Here is a 19,932-nt window from a genome sequence, read left to right on the forward strand (position 1 = left end):
GGTACTGGCATGGCCGTAAGTGACGTGGCAAGCGTGACAGGCGCCGTGGCAGGCGCGACGAGGGGCAAGTACGACATGGCCGAGGCGATGTGCCCGCACCGCCTGGTCCTGGAGCACCTCACCAGCCGTTGGGGAGTCCTCGTCCTGATCGAGCTCCTGGAGCGCCCGTACCGCTTCAGTGAGCTGCGCCGGGCGATCAGTCGGTGGGGAGGCCGAGGCGTCAGCGAGAAGATGCTCACCCAGACCCTCCAGACCCTGGAACGCGACGGCCTGGTTCACCGCGACGCGAAGCCGGTGATCCCGCCGAGGGTCGACTACTCCCTCACCGATCTGGGCCGCGAGGCGGCGGAACAGGTGCGCGGGCTGGCGCTGTGGACCGAGGAGCGGATGGCGGAGGTGCAGCGGGCGCGGGAGGTGTACGACGCGCGGAGGAGCGCCTCTGAGCAGGGATGACGTAGGAGTCCGGGTCCCGTCTGAAGGAATGCCGACGGCGCCTGGGGGCACACATATGTCAGGGCGTCGGTCGACATGCGAGACACGTCCTTCCATGCGCCCCCTCTCCGCTCCCACGCCGCCTTGAGTCGCCGGGCACGCTTGGGGCGGAGTGCTACGCCCACCCGTGTGCCGATTCATGCCACCGCACGGCGCACGGTCACCGCATCCAGGGGGTTGCCTTGACATGGCCACACAGACTCCGGCCGCCCGGCCCAGCAGGATCGGTTCTGCGGTAATGGCGGGACTCGGTCTCGTGCGTGGGCCTTTCGGTCGCGGCCGTCGCCGGAGGCAGGAGGAACTCCTGCTGGAGCTGTTGCGGCAACTGACGCTGATGACCGAGGAGATGCGCCGCGCGAATCTGATTCAGCAATACCGCCTTTCCGTCGAGCAGATGGACCGAGCGATCGACGACCCGTCGCTGGCAGCGGCCATGAGCACGTTGAGAGGGCTCTCCGAACACCGGCGTCGACAGATGATCTTCGCCAACCGTCAGTACGGCGTGCTTCTGATGGCTCACCGCGTCGGCGTCTACGACTGGGACGAGCTTGTGGGGCAACTGCGTGTCCTGTGCCGCAACGAGGTGTTCGCGGAGTACTGGGCCTCCACGGTCGAGCATCGGCGCAGCGTGCCCGACGAATCCCTCGAAAGCCGTGTCGGTTCGGTCGTTGACGCGATGTTGGAGGATCTGCGGGACGACCCTGACGAATGGTGGGTGGTCGGCTCGGGGGAGGAGTAAACGTGAGGGGTCTCACACACGTGTAAGATCCGGAGCACTGTGAACCCAAGGGGCGTCACTCTTCGAGTGGCGCCCCTTGAGACGCGGGGCTGCGGCGGCCCCGAGAGGGGACCGCTCAGGTGCGCGATGGAGTCTCGGCGTTCCGAATCACCCGTCGGCTTGGGGACCCGCCCCGCTTGCGGGGAAGTGGAACGGCTGAGACTTGTCCCGACCTGTTCGAACTCAGCAACGGTGATTTCGCGATCATCGGCACCGAAGCCACCGTCGAGCTGGAACCCTGCCTTCCCGCGGACGCTGCCCGGGCAGACTATGAGCGCATTGTCGTGATCAGCCGCGAGACTCTCATCCGCGCCAAGAAGGACATCCCCGACGCATGACGCCGAGGGCCTGGGTGCCGTACGGCACCCAGGCCCTTCACGCCCGTTCGGACGAGCCGGTCAGCCGACGACAGTCCAGGTGTCCCCACCCGCCAACAACGCCGCCAGATCCCCCTTGCCGTTCTGCTCGATCGCCGAGTCCAGCTGGTCGGCCATCTGGGTGTCGTACACCGGCCGGTCCACCGCGCGGAACACGCCGATCGGGGTGTGGTGCAAGGTGTCCGGGTCGGCCAGGCGGGACAGGGCGAACGCCGTGGTCGGCGAGGCGGAGTGGGCGTCGTGGATCACGATCTGCGACTCGTTCTCCGGGGTCACCGTCACCACCTTCAGGTCACCGGTCTGCGCGTCGCGCACGACGCCCCGCGAACCGTCCGCCCCGAAGCGGATCGGCTGCCCGTGCTCCAGCCGGATCACCGCCTCCTCGGCCTGCTGCTTGTCCTTGAGGACCTCGAAGGCGCCGTCGTTGAAGATGTTGCAGTTCTGGTAGATCTCGATCAGCGCCGTGCCCTTGTGGGCGGCCGCCTCGCGCAGGACCTGGGTGAGGTGCTTGCGGTCGGAGTCGATCGTGCGCGCCACGAAGGACGCCTCCGCGCCGATCGCCAGCGACACCGGGTTGAAGGGGGCGTCCAGCGAGCCCATCGGTGTCGACTTGGTGATCTTGCCGACCTCGGAGGTCGGGGAGTACTGGCCCTTCGTCAGGCCGTAGATCCGGTTGTTGAACAGCAGGATCTTGAGGTTGACGTTGCGGCGCAGTGCGTGGATCAGGTGGTTGCCGCCGATCGACAGCGCGTCGCCGTCACCGGTCACCACCCATACCGACAGGTCCCGGCGCGACGAGGCCAGCCCCGTCGCGATCGCGGGCGCACGGCCGTGGATGGAGTGCATGCCGTACGTGTTCATGTAGTACGGGAAACGCGACGAACAGCCGATGCCCGAGACGAAGACGATGTTCTCCTTGGCCAGGCCCAGCTCCGGCATGAAGCCCTGCACCGCGGCGAGGATCGCGTAGTCACCGCAGCCGGGGCACCAGCGCACTTCCTGATCGGACTTGAAGTCCTTCATGGACTGGCGCGCCTCGGCCTTGGGGACGAGCGAGAGCGCCTCGATCGTGCCCGTGCCTTCCGCGGACGTCTCAGGCATCGATGGCCTCCTTGAGAGCCTTGGCGAGCTGTTCCGCCTTGAACGGCATGCCGTTGACCTGGTTGTACGAGTGGGCGTCCACCAGGTACTTCGCGCGGACCAGGGTGGCGAGCTGACCGAGGTTCATCTCGGGGATCACCACCTTCTCGTAGCGTCCGAGTACCACGCCCAGGTTGCGCGGGAACGGATTCAGGTGACGCAGATGCGCCTGCGCGATGGACTCGCCGGCCTTGCGCAGGCGGCGGACCGCGGCCGTGATCGGGCCGTACGTCGATCCCCAGCCCAGCACCAGCGTCTTCGCCTCGTGCGGATCGTCGACCTCGAGGTCCGGCACCTCGATGCCGTCGATCTTGGCCTGGCGGGTGCGCACCATGAAGTCGTGGTTGGCCGGGGCGTACGAGATGTTGCCCGTGCCGTCCTCCTTCTCGATGCCGCCGATCCGGTGCTCCAGGCCCGGCGTGCCCGGGACCGCCCACGGCCGGGCGAGGGTCTGTGGGTCGCGCTTGTACGGCCAGAAGACCTCGCTGCCGTCCTCCAGGGTGTGGTTCGGCCCCTGTGCGAACTGCACGGTCAGGTCCGGCAGCTCGTCCAGCTCCGGGATCCGCCACGGCTCGGAGCCGTTGGCCAGATAGCCGTCCGACAGCAGCATCACCGGCGTGCGGTACGTCAGCGCGATCCGCGCCGCCTCCAAGGCCGCGTCGAAGCAGTCGGCCGGGGTGCACGGGGCGACGATCGGCACCGGTGCCTCGCCGTTGCGGCCGAACATCGCCTGGAGCAGGTCCGCCTGCTCGGTCTTGGTCGGCAGGCCGGTGGAGGGCCCACCGCGCTGGATGTCGATCACCAGCAGCGGCAGCTCCAGCGACACGGCCAGCCCGATGGTCTCGGACTTCAGGGCCACGCCCGGACCGGAGGTCGTGGTCACCGCGAGCGAGCCGCCGAAGGCCGCCCCCAGGGCCGCGCCGATGCCGGCGATCTCGTCCTCGGCCTGGAAGGTCCGTACGCCGAAGTTCTTGTGCTTGCTCAGCTCGTGCAGGATGTCCGAGGCCGGGGTGATCGGGTACGAGCCCAGGAACAGCGGCAGGTCCGCCTGGCGAGACGCGGCGATCAGTCCGTAGGACAGGGCGAGGTTCCCGGAGATGTTCCGGTAAGTGCCGACCGGGAAGGCCTTCGCGGCCGGGGCGACCTCGTAGGAGACGGCGAAGTCCTCGGTCGTCTCGCCGAAGTTCCAGCCCGCGCGGAAGGCGGCGATGTTGGCGGCCGCGATCTCGGGCTTCTTGGCGAACTTGGACTTCAGGAACTTCTCGGTGCCCTCGGTCGGGCGGTGGTACATCCAGCTCAGCAGGCCCAGCGCGAACATGTTCTTGCTGCGCTCGGCCTCCTTGCGGGTGAGGTCGAACTCCTTCAACGCCTCGACGGTCAGTGTCGTCAGCGGCACCGGGTGGAGGCTGTAACCGTCGAGCGAGCCGTCCTCCAGCGGCGAGGTCTCGTACCCCACCTTCTGCATCGCCCGTTTGGTGAACTCGTCCGTGTTGACGATGATCTCCGCGCCGCGCGGCAGATCGCCGATGTTGGCCTTCAGCGCCGCCGGGTTCATCGCGACCAGCACGTTCGGCGCGTCGCCCGGGGTCAGGATGTCGTGGTCGGCGAAGTGCAGCTGGAAGGAGGACACGCCCGGCAGGGTGCCGGCGGGGGCCCGGATCTCGGCGGGGAAGTTCGGCAGTGTCGACAGGTCGTTGCCGAAGGACGCCGTCTCCGAGGTGAAGCGGTCGCCGGTGAGCTGCATACCGTCGCCCGAGTCCCCCGCGAAACGAATGATCACCCGGTCCAGCCGGCGGACGTCCTTCGTCCCTGCCGGTTTGCGCTGCTCTCCCACGACGGCTTCGTCGGCCTGCTCCGCTGGGCTACTGACCTGGCTGGTCACTGAACTGGACCTCCCTCGAGGCGGCTGTCTGGGCATGGCCTTCCCGCAAGCCTTCCCAGGATCAACCCTACGTCCGCAAAGGTCGCCCTCCCGGGGCCATTCGCATGACGGACATGATTTTGAGACGGTTCGCCACCCTGACTTGTCATGATTTACACGCCCCCCGGCGCTTGCTTACAAGACGCTCCCCGCTCGCTCTTCGGTTCTGGGCCTCTGACGGAGCCCTGTTATCTGACACGGTGTCAGACCGTCAGGAGTTCAGATAGGTGAGGACCGCCAGAACACGGCGGTGATCCCCGTCGCTCTGGGACAGTCCGAGCTTGAGGAAGATGTTGCTGACGTGCTTCTCGACGGCGCCGTCGCTCACCACCAGCTGCCGGGCGATCGCGGAGTTGGTCCGCCCCTCGGCCATGAGCCCCAGGACCTCCCGCTCCCGCGGAGTGAGCCCCGCGAGTACGTCCTGCTTACGGCTGCGGCCCAGCAGCTGGGCGACGACCTCCGGGTCGAGGGCCGTACCCCCTTGGGCCACCCGCACGACCGCGTCCACGAACTCCCGAACCTCCGCCACGCGGTCCTTGAGCAGATAGCCGACTCCACGGCTGGAACCGGCCAGCAGTTCCGTGGCGTACCGCTCCTCCACGTACTGCGACAGCACGAGTACCCCAAGTCCCGGGTGTGCCTTCCGCAGCTGTACAGCCGCGCGCACCCCCTCGTCCGTGTGCGTGGGCGGCATCCGTACGTCCGCGACCACCACATCCGGCAGCTCGCCCTGCGCGTCCAGCTCCGTGATGGTCTTGATCAGCGCCTCGCCGTCTCCGACCCCCGCCACGACCTCGTGCCCACGGTCGGTCAACAGCCGGGTCAGCCCCTCCCTGAGCAGCACCGAGTCCTCGGCGATGACCACCCGCACCCTGTCCTCCACGATCCTCGGCCCCCCGAACCTCGGCATTCGGCCGAGCGTGTCCCGGCCCTGTCGTCCCTCGCGATCTCAGTATCGCGCGATCGGCTCTTCCTCACCGGGCCTGTGGAAAACCTGCCCGACCGCGCTCGAAGCGCGCTGGAACGAAGAGGCGTCTTGGAGGCGCATGCTCGGGAAGCGGCTTGGGCCATGGCGAGGTGTGGACGGGGGGTTGGGCCACGGACGGGGGCTGGGCCACGAAAGGGACGGGGCCACGGACGGGGGGGCTCCATGGCACCGCCCCCCGGTCCGCCTGCATACGGCAGACCAGGAGGCGAGCCGCTGAGGTGCGTTCGCGCCCCGGCCTACACCGTCCTCCAGGGCAGCTCCGCCGTGACCCGAGTAGGTCCCCCGACCGGTGAGTCAACGACCAGAATCCCGTCCACCGCGTCCAACCGCTCGGCCAGCCCGGCCAGCCCTGACCCCTCGGAGACGTCGGCGCCACCGATCCCGTTGTCCACGACCTGCAGCATCAGCCGGTTCTCGACCCGCCACACATCCACGGCAGCCCAGGTGGCCCGAGAGTGCTTGCTGATGTTCTGCAGCAGCTCCGACACCGTGAAGTAGGCGATCCCCTCGATCGCCGGCACCGGCCGCTCGTCCAGGTCGACCTGTACCTCCACCGGCACCGTGCAGCGCGAGGCCACCGCCGACAGCGCCGCATCCAGGCCCCGGTCGGTCAGGACCGCCGGATGGATCCCGCGGGCCAGGTCCCGCAGCTCCTGCAACGCCGTCTTCACCTCGCCGTGCGCCTCGTCGACCATCCGGGCCGCCGCCTGCGGGTCCTCCGCGAGCTTCTCCTTCGCGAGGCCCAGATCCATGGCCAAGGCCACCAGACGGGCCTGGGCGCCGTCGTGCAGGTCGCGCTCGATGCGCCGCAGGTCGGCAGCGGCCGTATCGACCACGACACCGCGGTCCGACTCCAGCTCCACCACGCGCGTGGCCAGCCGCGACGGCCCGAGCAGGCCGTGCACCAGCAGCCGGTCCACCGTCGTCAGCGCCCGCACGATCCACGGCGTGGCCAGCGTGAACAGCAGGCCGATCAGGGCGGTCACGGCGATCTCGAAGGGGTTGTCGAGGTAGATGTGGTGGGTCTCGTCGCCGTACAGCTGAAGGCCGTCCTGGCCGGCCCACACCGGGAACACCCAGAACCACAGCGGATACGTCAGCAGCGCCCAGCCGTACGCCCAGACGTTCACGGCGACGACGAAGGAGAACGTCGCCCACGGGAGGTGCAGCACCGCGTACAGCAGGCTCCGCCACGACATCCCGCTCTTCAGTACGGCGCCCATCCACGCCATGAAGCCGCTCCGGCGCATCCTCAGCGGCTCCGGGTCGGCCACCTCCAGGTCCAGCAACGCACGCGCGCGTGCCCGCTCCAGCGCCCCGAAGCCCCGGCAGCCGGCGAGGCCCGCCGCCAGCACCGGGATGCCGAGGAAGGTCACCAACAGGCCCGCGCCCAGCGACACCATCGTGACGGCGTACACGAACAGCACGATGCTGATCGGCAGGCTCAGCAGCACGTACCCGAACTCGCGCCAGCTGCGTGCCTCGAACGGCGCCCGCAGCCCGGCAGGCAGCCGGTGCCGGCGCTCGCCGCCGTGCTCGGGAAAGCCGCTCGCGGGGCCGCGCTCGGGGAAACCGAGCCCCTGCCCGTAGCCCTGTCCGTACTCCGTGGCCATCGGCGTCGTCCGTTCTCCTCGTCCCGTCAGCCCCGGTCGCCGGGGCTGTGCCGTCGTATCTCCACCCTGCTCGAGTGCAGGTCGGCGGACCATGGAGGCCGTCGGCGTCTTGAACGGGGGGTTTTCCCTACCCCGGCCGCTACCCCTGCCCGGGCACGCGGTCCCGCCAGGGCAGCTCCGCCGTCACCGTCGTAGGGCCGCCCTGCGGTGACTCGATGACGAACAGGCCGTCCACGGCGTCCAGCCGGTCGGCGAGCCCGCGCATGCCCGTACCGCCGTCCAGGCTCGCGCCGCCGCGGCCGTCGTCCCAGACCTGGATCAGCAGCCTGTCCTCCGACCGCCACACGTCCACCGACGCCGACTTCGCCCCGCTGTGCTTGCTGATGTTCTGCAGCAGCTCGGAGACGGTGAAGTAGGCGATGCCCTCGATGGCCGCGGCCGGTCTGGACAGCAGGTCCACGGTCACCTTCACCTCCGCCGTGCAGCGTGAGGCGACCGCCGACAGGGCGGCGTCCAGACCGCGGTCCGTCAGTACGGCCGGATGGATGCCGCGCGCCAGATCGCGCAGCTCCTGAAGGGCGAGCTTCACCTCGCCGTGCGCCTCCTCGACCATCGCGGCCGCCGAGTCGGGGTCCTCCAGGAGCTTCTCCTTGGCCAGGCCCAGTCCCATGGCGAGGTTGACCAGACGGGCCTGCGCGCCGTCGTGCAGGTCGCGCTCGATGCGGCGCAGATCGGCGGCCGCCGTATCCACGACAACCCCCCGGTCCGACTCCAGTTCGGCGATACGGCGCTCCAGCTCGTCGGAGGGCGACAGCAGGCCGCGCACCATCGCCCGGTCCGCGTTGGCGAGGCCCCGCGCGATGAACGGCAGCACCGGCCACAGCACGAACAGCGAGGTCAGCGTGATGACGAAGGTGAGGATGCCCCAGGGCAGGCGGATGAAGTCGTACAGGATCGTGCGCCAGCCCACCGGGTCCTTCAGCGCCAGCCACAGCTGCGGGAAGAAACCGTCCTTACCGCCGCGCAACGGCAGCGGACTCGGCTCGTCCACCCGCACCCCGAGCAGCGCACGCGCGCGTGCCCGCTCCAGCTTGCCCAGCTGCCGCGCACCGATCAGCCCGGCCGCGAGCAGCGGGAACCCGATCACCGTCAGCGTCAGGAGCGCACCGGTGAACAGCACCGTCGCGACGTAGGTGAAGCCGAGCAGCGACAATGGAAGGTTCGCCAGGAGGTGTGCGATCTCCTTCCAGGTGTGCCGGTCGTAGGCGAAACGGGCGGGTGGCAGCGGCGGCTGCTCGTTGTCGGACCGCCTGGAGGCGTCCCACGAAGGGCTGGGGCGTTCGGTCATATGGGCTAGCGTGCCGCGCGGTGCGCCGCCGCGCCATGAGGCGGGCCGCCCCCGTATGCGGGGGAAATCCCCACCCTCACGACCCCGCCGGGCGGCGGCCCTGCACCCGGCCGTCGCGTCTCGACGGGATCTCAACGTGTGACGGGCTGCTTACGGTGTCTTTAGCAGGGCCTAGACTCCCGTGCGTACAGATCGTCGAACAGTGATGTTCACGAGGAACACCGGTGTTCACGAAGAGCAGCGGCGTTCAAAGAACAACGGTGTTCACGAGTTCACAAGTCGCAGGACACTGGTCCTGGGGCATCGATTACGAGGTCAGGGAGCGAGGGGCGGACGTGTCGGAACAGACCGTCGTCGTCGCGGCGGACTACTTCCAGTCCTACTCGGTCGTCGGACTGCTGGCCGTCATCGGCGTGCTGTTCGTGGCCGTCGCCTTCGGGGCGGGCCGCCTGCTGCGTCCCGTGGTCCCCACGCCCGAGAAGCTCCTGACGTACGAGTGCGGCGTCGACCCCGTCGGCGAGGGCTGGGCCCACACCCAGGTCCGCTACTACGTCTACGCCTTCCTGTACGTGATCTTCGCCATCGACTCGATCTTCCTGTTCCCGTGGGCGACGGTCTTCGCCGCCCCCGGCTACGGCGCGACCACGCTCGTCGAGATGTTCGTCTTCCTCGGCTTCCTGGCCGTGGGCCTGCTCTACGCATACAAGAAGGGCGTTCTGGCATGGACGTGACGCCAGACACCAACGAGCAGCCGGTTCTGTTGCCGGAGCCGAAGCGGCTGGGCGCGCTGGCCCGCCTCGCTCCCGAGCCGATGAAGGTGATCCTGAACTGGGGCCGCCGCTACTCGCTCTGGGTCTTCAACTTCGGCCTCGCCTGCTGCGCGATCGAGTTCATCGCCGCGTCGATGGCCCGCCACGACTTCATCCGCCTCGGCGTGATCCCCTTCGCACCCGGCCCCCGGCAGGCCGACCTGATGGTCGTCTCGGGCACGGTGACGGACAAGATGGCCCCGGCCGTGAAGCGCCTGTACGAACAGATGCCCGAGCCGAAGTACGTCATCTCCTTCGGCGCCTGCTCGAACTGCGGCGGCCCGTACTGGGACTCCTACTCCGTCACCAAGGGCGTCGACCAGATCATCCCGGTGGACGTGTACGTCCCGGGCTGCCCGCCGCGTCCCGAGGCGCTGCTTCAGGGGATTCTGAAGCTCCAGGAGAAGATCGCGCGCGAGTCGCTGGGTGAGCGGTACGCGGGCGCGGCGGGGCGTCCGTCGACGGCGGCGCTGCAGAGCGGGCTGGTGAAGGGGCCTGCTGGGCCGGGTGCCGGTGGTGCTGATGGTGTCGGCGGTGCTGGCAGTGCCGGTGGTGCCAGTGGTGGTGCTGGCGGTGCTGGCGGTTCCAGTGGTGATGCTGGCGGTGTCGATGGTGCCGCTGGTGCCGGCGGTAGTGATGGCGGCGGCGTTGGGGAGGCCGACCGATGACGACGATCGGCTGGCTGCCTGCCCCCGTTGAGGACCTCTTCGGCCCGGAGGCCACGGCCGAGGAGTCGTACGAGGTCCTGACGGTCGACGTACCCCCGACATCCTGGATCGCGGCCCTGGAGACGGCCCGCGACCAGCTGGGCTGCACCTACTTCGACTGGCTGAGCGCGGTCGACGAACCGGGCACGGGCTTCCGCGTCGCGGCTCATGTCGCCGCCCTGTCTCCGGTACGGCGTCTGCTGGTCCGTACGACGGTCCCGCACGAGGCGCCGACGCTGCCCTCGGCCGTGGGCGTCTACGCCGGCGCGGCCTGGCACGAACGCGAGACGCACGAGATGTTCGGCGTGGTGTTCGCCGACCACCCTGCCCTGGACCACCTGCTCCTCCCGGACAATTTCGAGGGCCACCCCCTGCGCAAGGACTTCGTCCTGGCGGCCCGCGTGGCCAAGGCCTGGCCCGGCGCCAAGGAACCCGGGGAATCCGAACACGGCGGCCCGAAGCGCCGCCAGATGCTGCCCCCCGGCGTCCCCGACCCGAACGAGTGGGGCCCCTTGAAGGGCCAGCTCCCGCCTGCCCCGGCCCGCCCGGCCCGGGGCGCCGGGCGCACGGCCGGGGAGCGTCCGGCACGGGCTGCGGGGGAGCGGCCGGTGCGGCGGGCTCGTACGGCGGCGGAGGGTTCGGCGAGCCAGGCGGGGACGCCTGCGGCTGGAGCATCGGCGGGTGCGACTCAGGCACCGGCGGGTGCCGCGCCGCGTCGCGCCCGTACGGCGGCGGAGGGTTCCGCGAGCCAGACGGAGGCCACTGCGGGCGCAGCTCCTACGGCGGGATCGCCGGAGGGTGCGGGGCGGCGTGCGGGTACGGCGGCGGAAGGGTCGGTCAATCAGCAGGGGGCGGCTTCGGAGGGCGGAGCTCCTGCGCCGGGTCCGGTGCGTGGCGCCCGAACGGCGGCAGAGGGTTCGGTCAGCCAGGCAGCCGCTGCGGGAGCAGAGTCCTCGACGACCGCTCCGGGAGCCGAGGCCTCGACGGCCGCTGAAGGCGCTGAGTCCCCGACGGAGACGGGCGCGTCTCCCGCGGGTACCGGCACGGCGCCGACCACGCCCGGAACGCCGGCCACGCCACGCCGCGCGCGGAGCGCCGGCGAGGGCTCGGCGAGCCAGAGGGCCGCGTCCGATGCGGCCGCAGCGGATGCGACGTCGACCGGCGCGGCGTCCGCTGGTGAGGCCGGCCAAGCCGCCACGTCCTCGCCCCCATCGGCCACTCCGAAGACCCCCAAGGCCCCCCGTAGCCCGGACGCCCCGTGGCACTACGCCCGCCCGGCCTTCGACGAGCCCGAGCGGGGGCAACGAGCCGAGCCCCAGCCGCAGACCGAGGACGAGCCGACGCCGGAAACCGCCGCGAAGCCCGCGGCACCCTCCGAGCCTGATGCTCCGAAGCCGCAGGCCGAGGTCGAGGCCGCCCCTCGCCCCGACAGCGAGCCGCTCCCCGCAACCGATGCACAGCGCGAGTCGGCCCCCGATCAGCCCGAGTCAGGCGAGGCAACCACCCCCGCAGACGCAGACGCAGAGGCAGACGCAGACCGAACCGACACAGACCGAACCGACACAGACCACCCAGACGCAGACCGCACCGACCCCGCCGCCGACGAAACCAACCCCGCAGGAGGCCCGCAGTGAACGACGCGCTCGACGTCACCCTGCGACTCCTGATCGTCTTCGTCGTCTTCCTCACGTTCCCCCTGATCATCGGTCAGACCGAGCACAAGGTGATGGCTCACATGCAGGGCCGCCTCGGCCCGATGTACGCCGGCGGCTTCCACGGCTGGGCCCAGCTCGTCGCCGACGGCGTGAAGTTCGCGCAGAAGGAGGACGTCGTCCCGGCCGGCGCGGACCGCCGTATCTTCCAGCTCGCCCCTGCCGTGGCTCTCCTCCCGTACCTGCTCGTCCTCCTCGCCATCCCCATCGGCCCGGGCGAGGGCGCGGTCGGCGAGGTCATCGACGCGGGCATCTTCTTCGTACTCGCCGTCATGGGCGTGGGCGTCCTCGGCTCACTCATGGCCGGCTGGGCCTCCGCCAACAAGTTCTCCCTCCTCGGCGGCCTGCGCACCGCCGCCCAGCTCCTGGCCTACGAACTCCCGATGCTGCTCGCCGCCGCCTCCGTGGCCATGGCGGCCGGCACCGTCTCCCTCCCAGGCATCCTCGACGCCTTCGAGTGGTGGTGGCTGCCCTGGCAGATCGTCGGCGCGATCGTCTTCTTCGTCGCCGGACTGGCCGAGCTCCAACGCCCGCCCTTCGACATGCCCGTCGCCGACTCGGAGATCATCTTCGGCGCCTACACCGAGTACACCGGCCTCCGCTTCGCCCTCTTCCTCCTCGCCGAGTACGCCGGAATCGTCGTCCTGTGCGGCCTGACCACCGTCCTCTTCCTGGGCGGCTGGCACGGCCCCTGGGGCGCCGACGGCCTCGGCTGGGTCTGGACCCTGCTCAAGACGGCCGTCCTCGCCTTCATCGTGATCTGGCTCCGCGTCACCTATCCCCGTCTGCGCGAGGACCAGCTCCAGAAGCTCTCCTGGACCCTCCTCGTCCCCCTCTCCCTCGCCCAGATCGCCCTCACCGGCATCGTCAAGGTGGTGATCAACTAGCCATGGCTGTGCCATCCCCGTCCTCCCGGCCCCGCATCCCCGGCTCCGGCCTCGCCAAGGGCCTGGCCGTCACCCTGCGCACGATGACGAGGAAGTCCGTCACGGCGCAGTACCCGGACGCCCAGCCCGACCTCCCGCCCCGCACCCGCGGCGTGATCGGCCTGTTCGAGGAGAACTGCACGGTCTGCATGCTGTGCGCCCGCGAGTGCCCGGACTGGTGCATCTACATCGACTCCCACAAGGAGACGATCCCGGCGGCGACCCCCGGCGGCCGCGAGCGCAGCCGCAACGTCCTCGACCGCTTCGCCATCGACTTCTCCCTGTGCATGTACTGCGGTATCTGCATCGAGGTCTGTCCTTTCGACGCCCTGTTCTGGTCCCCGGAGTTCGAGTACGCCGAGACCGACATCCGCGACCTCACCCACGAGCGCGACAAGCTGCGCGAGTGGATGTGGACCGTCCCGGCCCCGCCCGCCCTGGACCCCGGCGCCGAGGAGCCCAAGGAGATCGCCGCCGCCCGCAAGACCGCCGAGAAGCTGGCCGCCCAGCAGCAGGCCGCGGCCGCCGAGCCCGCAGCCCCCACTGCGACCGAGCCGCACGCCGAGGAGCAGGCCCGCGCCGCCGAGCAGCCCACCCGGCCGGCGGGGGAGTCCCAGCAGCAGACGGACCAGCCGACGCAGGAGGGCAAGGAATGACCCTCGCCACAACCGCAGGCCTCCTCGCGGCGGGTCCGACCACCAGGGCCGCCGCCGAAACCCACGGCTTCCTCTCCCCAACCGGCGTCGAGATCGCCTTCCTCCTCGTCGGCCTGGTCACCTTCGGTGCCGCGCTGATCACCGTCACCACCCGGCAGCTGGTACACGCCGCCCTGTGGCTGGTGGTCACGCTCGGCGGTCTCGCCGTCGAGTACCTCCTGCTCACCGCCGAGTTCATCGCCTGGGTGCAGGTCCTCATCTACGTCGGCTCCGTCGTCGTTCTCCTCCTGTTCGGTCTCATGCTCACCAAGGCCCCCATCGGCCGCTCCCCGGACGCCGACTCCGGCAACCGCTGGGCCGCCCTCACCGTGGCCCTCGCCGCCGCGGCCGCCCTGATCTGGGTGGTCGTCGACGCCTTCCGCACGACCTGGATCGATCTCGACGGCCCCGCCGCCGGCTCCACGAAGGCCACCGGCGAGAGCCTCTTCCAGAACTGGGTCCTCCCCTTCGAGGCCCTCTCCGTCCTCCTCCTCGCCGCCCTGGTCGGCGCAATCGTCCTGTCCCGCAAGGCGAAGGAGACCGCCACCGACCGGCCCGGCAGCGGCTCCGGCGCCCCGGCCGGCCGCCGCACCGCCCCGGGCACGCCGTCGGCGAACCGTGCGGCCGAGCCCTCCACCACCGCACCCGTCCCGGCAGGCCGCGAGCCCTCAGCGACCGGCGCCCCCGCTCCCGCCGCCACCGAGCCTGGCGCCCCGAGCGAGAAGGAGCCGCGCTGATGCACCTCGCCTATCCCGCCGTACTCTCCGCTCTCCTCTTCTGCACCGGTCTGTACGGCGTCCTCGCCCGCCGCAACGCGATCCTGGTCCTGATGTCCGTCGAGCTGATGCTCAACGCCGTCAACCTCAACCTGGTCGCCTTCGACGTCTGGCTCAGCAAGACAGCCGAGGAGACCCTGCACTCCGGCCAGGCCCTGACCCTGTTCACCATCACCATCGCCGCCGCCGAGATCGGCATCGGCCTGGCGATCGTCCTCGCCGTCTACCGCAACCGCGGCACCTCGGACATCGACAAGCTCCGCGACACCGCCGAGAGCCGCGGCACCGACGGCCCCGACCGCGACGCCCTCACGGCCCCGCAGGCCGAGAAGGCTGAGGCCACCGCGTGACCACGACCACTCTCGCCGCACTTGTCCCCCTCCTTCCGTTCCTGGGCGCCGCAGCGGGCCTGCTCCTGGGCCGCACGGCCCCCGGCTTCGTCCGCCCGCTCGCCGTCCTGCCGACGCTCGCGTCCCTCGTGCTTGCCGCGGTGGTCGCCCTGCGCCAGGGCGGCGACCAGGCGATCAACGCCGCCACCGAACTCACGCCCACCGGCTCGGTCCCGATCGAACTCGCCCTGCACATCGACGGCTTCGCGGCCCTCGTCGCCGTACTCGTCGGCGTCGTCGCCACCTGCGTGCAGATCTACTCCACGGGCTACCTGCGCGAGGACCCGCGCTACCCCTCGTACGCCGCTCTCGTCTCCCTGTTCACCTCCGCGATGCTGCTCGTCGTCTACTCCGGCGACCTGATGGTGCTGCTGGTCGGCTGGGAGATCATGGGCATCTGCTCGTACTTCCTGGTCGGCCACTACTGGGAGACCCCGGAGGCCCGCGCCGCCTCCATCAAGGCCTTCCTGGTGACCAAGCTCGGTGACGTCCCCTTCCTCATCGGCCTGTTCGCGCTGGCCACCGACGCCGGGTCCTTCCGCATCACGAAGGTCCTCGGCACCGTCGCGAGCGGCGGACTCGACCACCCGACCCTGATCGCCCTGCTGCTCCTCGCGGGCGTGGCGGGGAAGTCGGCGCAGTTCCCGCTGCACACCTGGCTCCCCGACGCGATGGCGGGCCCGACGCCCGTCTCCGCGCTGATCCACGCCGCGACGATGGTCGCCGCCGGTGTCTACTTCATCGCCCGTCTCCTCCCGGTCTTCGAGGCATCCCAGGCCGCGATGATCGTCCTCGCGGTGATGGCCGCCGTCACGATGATCGGCTCCGGCCTCGCCGCGCTCGCCCAGGACGACATCAAGCGCGTCCTCGCCTACTCGACGATCGGCCAGCTCGGCTACATGACCGGCGCCCTCGCCGTCGCCGACCGTGGTGCCGCCGTCTTCCACCTCCTCTCGCACGGCGCCTTCAAGGCGCTGCTGTTCCTCGCGGCCGGCGTGATCATCCACGCCGCCGGCACCAACTCACTGGCCGCCATGTCCCGCATGAGCCACCTGCGCGACCGCGTCCCCGACGCCTACTGGACGATGACCGTGGCGCTCCTCGCGCTCGCCGCGATCCCGCCGTTCAGCGGCTTCTTCTCCAAGGAGTCCGTCCTCGGCGCCGCCGAACACGTCGCCACCGGCCACACCGAGCACGCCCCCGGCGCCGCAGGCTGGACGGTCCTGGTCGCAGGCATGATCACGGCCCTGCTCACCGCCGCCTACGCCATGCGCCTGTGGCTGCTGGCTTTCCGCGGCCGGGGCGCCGAGGCCCCCGACCACGGCAGGCAGCCGCTGACGATGACCGTGGTGCTGTGGGTACTCGCCGCCCCCTCCCTAGCCGTCGGCGCGCTCGCCTACCGCGTGCTCCCCGACTGGTTCGACGGCCGCGACCTCGCCCCGACCCTCACCACGTCCGTCGTCGGTACTGGCGCGGCCCTCGTCGGCGGCATCGTCACCTACGCCGCCTGGCGGCACACCACGGCCGAGGCGGCCCGCGTCCCGCTCGGTGCGGTCGCGGCTCACCCCGAGGGCGACGCCGCTCAGGTCGAGGCCGAGGCAATCGCCAGCCACGCGCCCGTGTACGGCGGAGTGGCCTACGCACCCGATCCGGCGGACCCCGGCCGGCTGCTGCTCGGCCCGCTGCACCGCCACGCCGCCGTCGGCTTCCACCTCGACTCCGTCTACCGGGCGCTGTTCGTCCGCCCGGTCCAGGCCGGCGCGAGTCTCGTCCGGTTCCTCGACCGCGAGGTCGTCGACACCTACGTGCGCGGCGCAGGCGCGCTACCTCGCTGGCTCGGCGTCGCCGTACGGCGCGCCCAGACCGGCAATGTGCAGACCTATGTGAGCGCGCTGCTCGCCGGCACCGTCGTCCTGGCGGTCGCCGCCGTCCTCGTCGCCACGGGAGCGTGAGCAGGCGTGATCGATATCAACGAGTCCGTGATGCAGTTCCTTCTGGCATTCATCGTCGTCGGCCCGCTCCTCGGCGCCGCCGCCGCTCTCCTACCCGCCCCGCCCGGCCTGAAGGGGAAGTCGCCCGAGCAGGCCGTACTTCGGCACGGCGTCACCGTCACCGGCGCCGTCCTCATCGCCGCGATCGTCCTCGCGCTCGGCTTCGACCACGACCAGCCGTCGAAGATGCAGGCCAGCACGGACATCAGCTGGATCCCCGCACTCGACGTGCGCATCCACCTCGGCATCGACGGCATTTCCCTCCCCCTTCTGGTCCTGACCGCGCTGCTGACCTTCCTCTGCGCGCTCTACTCGTACTTCAAGATGCCCTCGGGCCCGACCCCGAAGGCCTTCGTCGCACTGCTGCTCGTCCTGGAGTCCGGCACCCTCGCCACCTTCGCCGTCCTCGACCTGCTGCTCTTCTTCCTCGCCTTCGAGATGGTCCTGATCCCGATGTACTTCCTCATCGCCCGCTGGGGCGGCGAGGGCCGGAGCCAGGCCGCCTGGAAGTTCATCCTCTTCACGCTGCTCGGCTCCGTGGTCATGCTGCTCGGCCTGCTCCTGATCGGAATCAAGGCGGGCACGTTCGACATGGTGGCACTCGCCACTGACAACGGCCGGTCACTGACCACATCCGTGCAGGTCATCGCGGTTTTGGCGATCGGAATCGGGCTCGCGGTCAAGACACCGATGTGGCCGCTGCACAGCTGGCTGCCCGACGCCCACACCGCCGCGCCGACCGTCGGCTCGGTCCTGCTCGCCAGCGTCCTGCTCAAGATGGGTACGTACGGGTTCGTCCGGATTCTGCTGCCGATTGCCCCCGACGGCTTCGCCGACTTCGCGCCGTATCTCGCCGCCTTCGCCGTCGTCGGGATCATCTACGGATCCCTGGCCTGCCTCGCCCTCGCCAAGCGGGGCGCGAAGGGCGACCTCAAGCGCCTCATCGCCTACTCCTCCGTCGGCCACATGGGCTTCGTCCTGCTAGGCATCGCCACGATGACCCCGACCGGCGTCAACGGCGCCCTGTTCGCCAACATCGCCCACGGCCTCATCACCGGCCTGCTCTTCTTCCTGGTCGGCGCGCTGAAGGACCGTACGGGCACGACCGACCTCGACGCGCTCGCGGAGCAGACCGGCGCCGCGCTGTACGGCAAGGCACCGCGTTTCGGCGGACTGCTCGCCTTCGGCGCGGTCGCCTCGCTCGGGCTGCCGGGCCTCGCCGGGTTCTGGGGCGAGATGCTCGCGCTGTTCGGCGCGTTCGAGCCCGCCGCCGGGCTCAGCCGCCCCGCCTTCCTCACCTTCATGGCGATCGGCGCCTTCGGCACCCTGCTCACGGCTGCGTACCTGCTCGTCGTGGTCCGCCGCGTCTGCATGGGCGCCGTGCCGCAGGACGTCCCGAAGCTCGCCGACGTCCAGACGTACGAGTACGCGGCCTGGACGCCGCTCGTCGCCCTCACCGTCGTCGCCGGACTGTGGCCGAAGACCCTCCTCGGCCTGACCGACCCGGCCGTGCAGCAGCTCCTCGCAGGAGGCACCCGATGAGCTCCCTGGCCCAGCCCCTGGCCGAGTCGCTGGTCCAGTCCGTCGACTGGCTCGCCATCGCGCCGCCCACCGTCGCGGCGGCCGTCGCACTCGTGGTCCTCGTCGCCGACCTGTTCGTCGAGGAGAACAGGAAGGCCCTGCTCGGCTGGACGTCCGTAGCCGGCCTGGCAGCCTCCGCGCTCCTGCTGCTGCCCCTCCTGGACGGCGACCGCTCCACCTTCTGCCTCACCGGCGACCCCGGCGTCTGCAGCTACACGGCCGACCGCTTCACCCTCGTCATCCAGTTCCTGGTCCTGGGCGGAGCCCTCCTGGCGGCCCTCCTGTCGGTCACCGCTCTCAAGGACGCCAAGAAGGAACTCCCCGAAGGGGAGTTCTGGTTCCTGCTGCTCTCCTCCGCCGCCGGAGCCGCCCTCCTGCCCGCCTCCCGGGACCTGGCGACCCTCATCGTCGCCCTCGAAGTCGCCTCTCTCCCCGCGTTCGCGCTGGTCGGCCTCCGTTTCGGCGACCGCAAGTCCTCCGAAGCGGCCCTGAAGTTCTTCCTGTCCTCGGTCACCGCGACGGCGGTCAGCCTCATGGGCATCAGCTTCGTGTACGCCTCCACGGGCACCCTCTACCTGACCCAGATCGCCGAGCGGATCCAGAACGTCGACGGGCAGCTCGAGATTCTCGCCCAGACCGGAGTCGTCCTCACCCTGGTCGGCTTCGCCTTCAAGACGGCCGCCGTGCCCTTCCACTTCTGGGTGCCGGACACGTATGTGGGTGCGCCCCTGCCGGTCGCCGCCTATCTGTCGGTCGTCGGCAAGGCGGTCGGCTTCACCGGCCTGATCCTCGTCACGGTCATCGCCCTCCCGTCGTACGCCGATGTCTGGGGACCCGCCCTCGCGGCGCTTGCCGCCCTCACCATGACCGTCGGCAACGTCGGCGCCCTGCGCCAGCAGGCCACGCGCGCGTACAGCGCGGTACGCCTGCTCGCCTGGTCCTCCGTCGGCCAGGCCGGCTACCTCCTGGTGCCGATCGCCGCCGCCGCGTACTCCGACGACGCCGAGCGGTCCATCGGATCCACGGTCGCCTACGCCCTCATGTACGCCGCCGTGAACCTCGGCGCCTTCGCGGTGGCCGCACTCGTCGGCCGTACGAAGACCCTCAACCGCATCAGCGACTACCGCGGCCTGTACGCGCGCAACCCGCTGTCGGCCCTGATCCTGGCCTTCTTCCTGCTCTGCCTCGCAGGACTCCCGCCGGGCATCGTCGGCCTGTTCGCCAAGGTCACGGTCTTCTCCGCCGCTGTCGACGCGGGCCTCGGCTGGCTGGCCGTGGTCATGGCCGTCAACGTCGTGATCGCGCTGTTCTACTACCTCCAGTGGACGGCCCTGCTGTTCCGCGGCCCCGAGGGTGAGCCCGTCAAGCACCTCGTCCCCGCGCCCGTGACGGCCACGATGGCCCTCACCGGCATCGTCGGCATCGCCCTGTCCGGAGCCCCCCAGCTGATCCTGCGCTTCGCCGACACCGGGCTCTTCTGAGCCCTGGCGCATTCCGCACGCGCGCGTGGAGCAACCCACGCCCCGCGCGCGTGCCGGAGCTCTCACCCGGACGGCCCACGCCCGCCGCCGAACATGCAAGGGAACCCGTGGCCCTCGCCTGGCGTTGACCAGTACGGAAGGGTCCACTGGACGTGACACCACAGCACCAGTGGCATCGCAGATCGAGCAGCAAAGGGTTCCCCTGCCG

The 19,932-nt window shown here is 70.4% G+C and carries 18 protein-coding genes; 13 read left to right on the forward strand and 5 right to left on the reverse strand.

The genetic code is table 11. The features are described from left to right. Positions 1-9 precede the first annotated feature (9 nt). The 3 genes from ACQEV2_RS24970 to ACQEV2_RS24980 all read left to right on the forward strand — a co-directional run bounded on the left by ACQEV2_RS24970 (position 10) and on the right by ACQEV2_RS24980 (position 1,608). Entirely contained in the window at positions 10-453 is a 444-nt protein-coding gene (locus ACQEV2_RS24970; protein ID WP_433045594.1) for a winged helix-turn-helix transcriptional regulator, read from the forward strand. 226 nt (positions 454-679) lie between these two features. Next, entirely contained in the window at positions 680-1,231 is a 552-nt protein-coding gene (locus ACQEV2_RS24975) for a DUF6082 family protein (RefSeq protein ID WP_433045597.1), read from the forward strand. 119 nt (positions 1,232-1,350) lie between these two features. After that, entirely contained in the window at positions 1,351-1,608 is a 258-nt protein-coding gene (locus ACQEV2_RS24980) for a hypothetical protein (protein ID WP_433045600.1), read from the forward strand. 60 nt (positions 1,609-1,668) lie between these two features. On the opposite strand, the gene ACQEV2_RS24985 is transcribed toward ACQEV2_RS24980, so the two are convergent. From ACQEV2_RS24985 to ACQEV2_RS25005, 5 genes are all read right to left on the reverse strand, one after another. Beyond that, positions 1,669-2,748 carry a 2-oxoacid:ferredoxin oxidoreductase subunit beta gene (locus ACQEV2_RS24985; protein WP_433045603.1) on the reverse strand — a complete coding sequence of 360 codons (1,080 nt, stop codon included), beginning with the start codon at positions 2,746-2,748 and terminating at the stop codon, positions 1,669-1,671. Next, positions 2,741-4,669 (reverse strand): 2-oxoacid:acceptor oxidoreductase subunit alpha, encoded by a 1,929-nt coding sequence (locus ACQEV2_RS24990; protein WP_433045606.1) that lies wholly within the window; start codon positions 4,667-4,669, stop codon positions 2,741-2,743. The genes ACQEV2_RS24985 and ACQEV2_RS24990 overlap by 8 nt, the downstream gene beginning before the upstream one ends. Before the next feature lie 250 nt (positions 4,670-4,919). Then, complete coding sequence (locus ACQEV2_RS24995) at positions 4,920-5,618, reverse strand: LuxR C-terminal-related transcriptional regulator (RefSeq protein WP_433045608.1); 699 nt, start codon at positions 5,616-5,618, stop codon at positions 4,920-4,922. Positions 5,619-5,932: 314 nt separating this feature from the next. Then, positions 5,933-7,309 carry a sensor histidine kinase gene (locus ACQEV2_RS25000; RefSeq protein ID WP_433045611.1) on the reverse strand — a complete coding sequence of 459 codons (1,377 nt, stop codon included), beginning with the start codon at positions 7,307-7,309 and terminating at the stop codon, positions 5,933-5,935. 139 nt (positions 7,310-7,448) lie between these two features. Further along, positions 7,449-8,657: a sensor histidine kinase gene (locus tag ACQEV2_RS25005; protein ID WP_433045614.1), complete on the reverse strand. Its 1,209-nt coding sequence runs from the start codon at positions 8,655-8,657 to the stop codon at positions 7,449-7,451. A gap of 335 nt (positions 8,658-8,992) precedes the next feature. Here ACQEV2_RS25005 and ACQEV2_RS25010 point away from each other — a divergent pair, with 335 nt between their 5' ends. The 10 genes from ACQEV2_RS25010 to ACQEV2_RS25055 are packed head-to-tail and all read left to right on the forward strand — an operon-like array spanning position 8,993 to position 19,724. After that, complete coding sequence (locus ACQEV2_RS25010; RefSeq protein WP_433045617.1) at positions 8,993-9,388, forward strand: NADH-quinone oxidoreductase subunit A; 396 nt, start codon at positions 8,993-8,995, stop codon at positions 9,386-9,388. Next, on the forward strand, positions 9,379-10,134 hold the full coding sequence (locus tag ACQEV2_RS25015) for an NADH-quinone oxidoreductase subunit B (protein ID WP_433045620.1): 756 nt from the start codon (positions 9,379-9,381) through the stop codon (positions 10,132-10,134). Before ACQEV2_RS25010 ends, ACQEV2_RS25015 begins: the two co-directional genes overlap by 10 nt. Continuing rightward, positions 10,131-11,807 carry an NADH-quinone oxidoreductase subunit C gene (locus tag ACQEV2_RS25020; RefSeq protein WP_433045622.1) on the forward strand — a complete coding sequence of 559 codons (1,677 nt, stop codon included), beginning with the start codon at positions 10,131-10,133 and terminating at the stop codon, positions 11,805-11,807. The genes ACQEV2_RS25015 and ACQEV2_RS25020 overlap by 4 nt, the downstream gene beginning before the upstream one ends. Then, positions 11,804-12,772 carry a complex I subunit 1/NuoH family protein gene (locus ACQEV2_RS25025; RefSeq protein WP_433045625.1) on the forward strand — a complete coding sequence of 323 codons (969 nt, stop codon included), beginning with the start codon at positions 11,804-11,806 and terminating at the stop codon, positions 12,770-12,772. The genes ACQEV2_RS25020 and ACQEV2_RS25025 overlap by 4 nt, the downstream gene beginning before the upstream one ends. Positions 12,773-12,774: 2 nt before the next feature. Beyond that, positions 12,775-13,467 (forward strand): NuoI/complex I 23 kDa subunit family protein, encoded by a 693-nt coding sequence (locus ACQEV2_RS25030; RefSeq protein WP_433045628.1) that lies wholly within the window; start codon positions 12,775-12,777, stop codon positions 13,465-13,467. Beyond that, on the forward strand, positions 13,464-14,243 hold the full coding sequence (locus tag ACQEV2_RS25035) for an NADH-quinone oxidoreductase subunit J family protein (protein ID WP_433045631.1): 780 nt from the start codon (positions 13,464-13,466) through the stop codon (positions 14,241-14,243). Before ACQEV2_RS25030 ends, ACQEV2_RS25035 begins: the two co-directional genes overlap by 4 nt. Further along, positions 14,243-14,632 (forward strand): NADH-quinone oxidoreductase subunit NuoK, encoded by a 390-nt coding sequence (gene nuoK, locus ACQEV2_RS25040; RefSeq protein ID WP_433045634.1) that lies wholly within the window; start codon positions 14,243-14,245, stop codon positions 14,630-14,632. The genes ACQEV2_RS25035 and nuoK overlap by 1 nt, the downstream gene beginning before the upstream one ends. Then, on the forward strand, positions 14,629-16,623 hold the full coding sequence (locus ACQEV2_RS25045; protein ID WP_433045637.1) for an NADH-quinone oxidoreductase subunit 5 family protein: 1,995 nt from the start codon (positions 14,629-14,631) through the stop codon (positions 16,621-16,623). Before nuoK ends, ACQEV2_RS25045 begins: the two co-directional genes overlap by 4 nt. 6 nt (positions 16,624-16,629) lie before the next feature. After that, positions 16,630-18,204, forward strand: coding sequence for a complex I subunit 4 family protein (locus ACQEV2_RS25050; RefSeq protein ID WP_433045640.1), 1,575 nt, complete (start codon positions 16,630-16,632; stop codon positions 18,202-18,204). Continuing rightward, positions 18,201-19,724: an NADH-quinone oxidoreductase subunit N gene (locus ACQEV2_RS25055; RefSeq protein ID WP_433045643.1), complete on the forward strand. Its 1,524-nt coding sequence runs from the start codon at positions 18,201-18,203 to the stop codon at positions 19,722-19,724. The genes ACQEV2_RS25050 and ACQEV2_RS25055 overlap by 4 nt, the downstream gene beginning before the upstream one ends. Positions 19,725-19,932: the final 208 nt, after the last annotated feature.

Origin of the sequence: Streptomyces sp. CA-251387 (genome assembly GCF_050936625.1) — a bacterium.
Taxonomy (GTDB): Bacteria; Actinomycetota; Actinomycetes; order Streptomycetales; family Streptomycetaceae; genus Streptomyces.